The following is a 3004-nucleotide window of genomic DNA, read 5'->3' as shown; positions in this document are numbered from 1 at the left end:
GAATTCCTCGGAGAACTTTTGATCGCATATGGAATTGCAAACAAGCGTGGCGGCTGTGCGCATAGGGATTTCACCCCCTAAAAGATAACCAAAGAAGGTTCTGCAGAATTCCTCACTCTGAGTTGCAAGAGCCAATGACAATGAGGAAATTTCATTTTCGCCGATTGGACAGAAGCAGGCAATTCTTTCTTCAGGAGTCATCGAATCAAAGCGCTCGAAAAAGGACTCGAGTGACTCTTGGACACAATTGGCACATGCAATGCGAAAAATGTCTCGGACTTCGAGGGGATGCAGCAGATGCAGAACTCCCAGTGTTGATGAAAGTAATTCGAGACAGAATTTTCCCGTCAGGGTTAGGGCGTCATCCGCTGATGACACGCCCACCACTTTCCGTGTGTTGATGTTATTAACTGATGATGAACTGAGAACACCCAGTCCTTCCAGCCATTGATCAAGCGAAATGGCATCGCGCCAGACCCGACTGGGAATGAAATTCAGACTCGGCGTCGGATGAATGTCGGCCATTCGACGAATCTGCTTTTTCGCATGACCTATAAATGCCTTCTTCAGGCTGAGCGGCCACTCGCTACAGGAGTTTTTTGTGAGCTCCGAAAGATAGTACTGAATCCGCAGGCTTGATGCATTTCGGAAACCTCGACTCCTGAGGTGATTATTGATGGACTTTCCACTCCTTGGCTCGCAGACTGATTGTCGTTTCCGGAAGGTCTGCAGATCCTCGTCGAGCATGCCATTCCGCGTTTTGTATCGATGAACAACAGGCCTGTTTGGATTGCCTTTCTGATGTTTGCGAACAAATCTACTTATTTGCGCATGACGAAGCAATTCATCCGGCAGTTTGATTTCATATATCTTGCTGTCGATGGCATTCCCATCGGAGTTATTAAAAAGCTTCTTCTTGGCGCGGGACAGGATATATTCATTTGAGAGGCGGAAGTTTCCATCCCCATCCCTTTCTGTCATTGCGCAGCCAAGATCCAGGGAGTAAAAACGACACCCTGATGGAGAAGCTTGACTGTCGTCGGCCACATAATAAATGGATCGATTCGGAGCGGTAAGGGAGTGAAGTTCCGCGTGCTTATACTCATTCCCAAGAGAGTTGAATAATATTATTCCCTCTTGATTCTCATGTCGCATGTAAATCAATGCTTCCGTGTGAAACGTTTCCTCGCCACGAAGAAGTGCGATTCGGCATTCCAGCTCATTTCTATCGTCAAGTTTTGCTACACTGGAAATATCATCCCTCAGATCATCTATGTCCAATTTCTCCTTGCTTCGGATTTTGTTGATTTTTATGACGTTGGCATTTTTCTTGAGTGAATAGTAGTTCATGATTTCTGCACGCGACTCTTCATCGAATTTTATGTTGTAGACGGCCTCCCCGACATTTGTTCCCTCTTGCACAAATAATATTCCTCCGTTTTTGAGCGAACGACTTTCCCCATAGGCGACGATCTTGTTTTTTAATTCCAGACTGGAAACCCAATTTCGCACCGCTGGAAGCCACTCCGGGTAAATTTTCAATCCACTCGTTGGCCATTGAATTGTCATCTCGTCCGATTGCCCTGATTGCCTGTTCGACAAATGACCCATGATTTCCCGCATCAGAAACTCAGGAACTGCATGAACCGATTGCTCGCTGCAGCCGGAAATGTCCAGACATGGAAACCCGCCCGAATCAAGTAGAGACAGAAGCGCATGAGTTATTCCCAAAGCATCATCGCATCCGCTCATCTGCTCGCATATCAGGGTCTTCAATTCTTGTTTGCTCGGAGCACATTTCGTAGTTTGCGACGACGCGTTGCTCAGCGGTGCTGCCGATCTGGGCGAGCTCGGATTCGGGAATTTGAACTGCAAGGTGTACTCCTAAAAACGATCGAAAAACTCTGTTGAAGGCAATGTGCATCCTGAGTAACACAACATGTGCGTTGGTTGCATGGAATGAACGTGATGCAGCGCCCGTAGACATACATGCACGTCGAAACAGGCCGCGGTCTTCAGTCCGAAGCGCAACCTTGCACCCCCGGCGAGTTCATGCCCTGCCCTGCAAACGCATCAACCTATCGGCCGTGCCGGTGAGGCGGTGCACAACCCGATCGTCTGGCACGACCAGCGCACGCCATGATCTGCACGCCCGGGTTGTCGGCGTCCACGCCGTGGTAGCCCAGGTCGACGATGACCTGCTTCGGACAGCGCCCAATGTCCTGCAGCAGCGTCGTGGTCTGCTCCAGTTGCTCGCACAGCACATGGCCGTCGTTCGGGTTGCCGGGGAAGCTTCGCGCGCCCGCCATCAGCCCCTGCTTGTGCGTGACGGCGGGGCTGACCTTGACGCTGAACTCGCAGGGCTTGCGCGCCTTGCCCTTCGAGAGGCATTCGACCGCGGGCGCGTGCAGCGCGTAGAGCTCGTGCTTGTCGTTGCGCCTTTGCGTGTGCACGCGCCCCGGCGCGTTCGAGCCACAGCATCAGCGCGCTGATCGACTTGGCCGACACGTCGGCAGCTTCGATGCGATCCCACGGCAGTCGCGCCGCGAGTTGGACCAGCGGGTGCCGCGCATCGATCATGCCGTCGAGCCGGGCGCGGGAGAAATCGGGCCAGACGGCTGCTCGACGGCCGAAGTCCGTCGCTACTCGGTACTTGCTAGAACCCGAACGGCCAACTGAGCTTCACGAAGCTCTCGACCGTGCGATCGTCGCTGCGGCCGGTGCCGTCGTTGGCATGCCCCCGATCGGCGCTGATGCCGACGCTCGCATCCAGCTTGCGCCACGGCCGCGTCGCGAGCACCAGCGACAGCACCGAACGCCGGCTGTCGGAGGCGCTGCCGCCCGGCGACTCGCCGCGCTCGGTGCGCAGCCGCTGCACGATCAGCCGCAGCCAGCTGGTCGCCGACAGGCTGTGGCCCAGCACCAGCTGCTGCGTCGTGTCGGTCAGCAACCGGCCGCCGCCGTTGCAGTCGCTGCAGTCGATCTGCTCGCGGTTGTAGTGCAG

At 54.3% G+C, this 3004-nt stretch carries 2 protein-coding genes and 1 pseudogene; all 3 read right to left on the bottom strand.

Going from position 1 to position 3004, the window contains the following annotated elements; genetic code table 11:
* Nucleotides 1–1875, bottom strand: a 1875-nt coding sequence (locus AC1D15_RS24585; RefSeq protein ID WP_477828034.1) for a YopJ family acetyltransferase, incomplete at its 3' end; no start/stop codon positions are given.
* 263 nt (nt 1876–2138) lie between these two features.
* Nucleotides 2139–2478, bottom strand: a pseudogene (locus tag AC1D15_RS24580) (IS5/IS1182 family transposase); the annotation flags it as partial.
* A gap of 178 nt (nt 2479–2656) precedes the next feature.
* Nucleotides 2657–3004, bottom strand: a 348-nt coding sequence (locus AC1D15_RS24575) for a hypothetical protein (protein WP_477828033.1), incomplete at its 5' end; no start/stop codon positions are given.

Source organism: Rhizobacter sp. P2_H2, assembly GCF_056403375.1.
The sequence above is the reverse complement of the archived record's forward strand: the minus strand, read 5'-3'. Positions and strand labels throughout refer to the sequence as shown.